The organism is Streptomyces sp. 150FB, assembly GCF_000818195.1.
Taxonomy (GTDB): Bacteria; Actinomycetota; Actinomycetes; order Streptomycetales; family Streptomycetaceae; genus Streptomyces.
The window spans coordinates 1-2,640 of record NZ_JTHL01000005.1; the positions used below are offsets into that span (position 1 = coordinate 1).

The following is a 2,640-nucleotide window of genomic DNA, read 5'->3' on the forward strand; positions in this document are numbered from 1 at the left end:
CGTCACCGCGGACGTGTTGCCTGAGGCGGTCGTCCGCCGCAAATCACGCTTTAGTATCCCGGACACCACCCCTGCGCGCCCCCCTTCACCTGCGGGAACCCCGCACTGACCGCCTCGGGCGCGGCGTTGCGGGCAGCCACGGGCCGACGGAGGGTGACGGGGTCGCAGGAGGTACGTGTCCGGACGCTAACGTGAGATTTGTGGCGCATAACCGCCTCAGGCAACACGTGCCGCGGTGACGACGCCGTAAATCACACGTCCGGACATGTGCCTCCGGAGGCCCCGGCGCCCGGCACAGAACCAACCGGCCGCAACCAAGACCCGGCCACAACTACCGCACCGCCCAGACCCACGGCCGCCCGCCGCGAGGCGCGAGGCACACCGCGCCGCGTTGTCGGATCGCCCGAATACGCCCAGTATGAGGACCGACCCTCCGCCGTACGCGTCCGGCGGATCGCGCGAGTCCGCCCCGGAAGGGAGCCCCCGATGATCCGTCGACGCAGGCCCCCCGGCGCGGCGCGTACGGCCGTGACGTCCGCGCCGGTGCCCCCGTCGTGACCCCCGAGGAGTTCCGCGCGCTGATCCCCGCCCTGCGCGACACGGTGTGGCTGGACACCCCGGCGGTGGCGCCCGGCGCGCTTCCGGTGACCGAAGCGCTGCGCGCGACGCTGGACGCCTGGTCGGCCGGGACCTTCGACCGGCTGGACTGGGACGCCTCGGTGGACCGCGCCCGCGACGTGTTCGCGCGGCTGGTCGGCGCCGAGCCGGAGGCCGTGTCCGCCCTGGGGTCCCTGGCGGAGGCGGCGGCGACAGTGGCGGGCTCGCTGCCGCGCGGGCGGGTCGTGGTGGCGGCCGACGAGTTCCGCAGCATCCTCTTCCCCTGGTTCGCGCGCCACGAAGTGGTGACCGTGCCCGTCCGGGGCGGCGCCGTCCGTACGGAAGACCTCGCCGACGCGCTCGACGACCGCACCGCGCTCCTCGCGGTCAGCGAGGTCGCCACACGGGCCGGTAACCGGCTGGACCTGCCTGCCCTGCGCGCCGCCACCGACCGGGTCGGGGCCAGGCTCTTCGTCAACCTCACCCAGTCGCTGGGGGCCCTGCGCTACGACCCGGCGGCCGTACGGCCGGACTACCTCGCGGTGCACGGCTACGCCTGGCTGCTCTGCCCGCGCGGCGCCGCCTGGCTCGTCACCCGGGCCGACCGGCGCGAGGAACTGGTGCCCCTCGCCCCGAACTCGCACTCGACCCCTCAGCCGTACGGCTATTTCGGCGGCCCGGTCCAGTTGGCGCCGGACGCCACCCGCTGCGACGGCTCGCCCGCCTGGTTCTCCTGGATCGGGGCCGCCGCCGCGCTGCCGCTCTTCCTCGACCTGGACCCCGTACGCGTCGAGGAACACTGTCTGGGCCTGGCCGGCCGGCTCATCGAGGGCGCGGAGGAGCTGGGGCTGCGCAGGGTCTCCCAGGGGCCGCCGGCACCGGTCGTGGTCCTCGGCACCGATCACCCGGACGAGACGGCCCGCGCGCTGCGCGCCGGGGGAATCCGGGCGACCGTCACCGAGGACCGGGTGCGCTTCGGCACGCACTACTTCAACAACGAGGCGGACATCGACGCGGCCCTGGACGCGCTGCGGCGGGTGTGACGTGCAGATGACAAGAGCATGACGCGCTGCCCGGTTTCCCTTCGCGGCGGTCATCCCCGGCGGTGCTGATCGGGCAGACTGGGCCGATCCGCACCGCAGACGGGGAGCACGGCCGTGATGTCATCCAAAGGAAAGTCACAGGAACACTCCGCAGACGTCGATCCGCTGGGCGCATTGCGCGCGCCGGAGGATCCCGATTGCGATGTCTACCTGACCGGCACGGTCTTCCTCGACATCATCTTCACCGGCCTCGCCAGCGCACCCGTACGGGGCACCGAGTCATGGGCGCGCGGGATGGGCTCCAGTCCGGGCGGCATCGCCAACATGGCGTCGGCGCTGGCCCGCCTGGGGCTGCGTACGTCGCTCGCCGCGGCCTTCGGCGACGACCACTACGGCGAGTACTGCTGGGACGCGCTGGAGCAGGGAGAGGGCATCGACCTGTCCCGCTCGCGCACGGTCCCCGGCTGGCACTCGCCGGTGACGGTCTCGATGGCGTACGAGGGCGAGCGGACGATGGTCTCGCACGGCCACGAGGCGCCACCGCCCGAGCGGGCGCTGCCCGAGTGCCCGCCCCGCTCGCGCGCCGCCGTCGCGGCGCTCACGCCGGGGCGCAGCGACGAGTGGATCGCGCACGCCGCGCACCACGGGGCGCGGATCTTCGCCGACGTCGGGTGGGACGACACCGGGCGCTGGGATCTGGCGGGGCTGGTGGACCTGGCGCACTGCGAGGCGTTCCTGCCCAACGCAGAGGAGGCGATGCGCTACACCCGTACCGAATGCCCGAAGGCGGCGGCGCACAAGCTCGCCGAGGTGGTGCCGCTGGCGGTGGTCACGCTGGGCTCGGAGGGCGCGTACGCGGTGGACGGCGCGAGCGGCGAGAGCGCCGAGGTGCCGGCGATCGCGGTGGAGGCCCTCGACCCGACCGGCGCCGGCGATGTCTTCGTCGCCGGCTTCGTGACCGGCACGCTGGCCGGCTGGCCGCTCGCCGACCGGCTCGCCT

2 protein-coding genes are annotated in these 2,640 nt (G+C 74.0%); both read left to right on the top strand.

The genetic code is table 11. The features are described 5' to 3' along the window. Positions 1-554 precede the first annotated feature (554 nt). On the top strand, positions 555-1,640 hold the full coding sequence (locus tag QR77_RS41900) for an aminotransferase class V-fold PLP-dependent enzyme (RefSeq protein WP_040029737.1): 1,086 nt from the start codon (positions 555-557) through the stop codon (positions 1,638-1,640). Positions 1,641-1,757: 117 nt separating this feature from the next. Then, a partial coding sequence (locus tag QR77_RS41905) for a PfkB family carbohydrate kinase (protein ID WP_040029738.1) occupies positions 1,758-2,640 on the top strand: 883 nt, incomplete at its 3' end.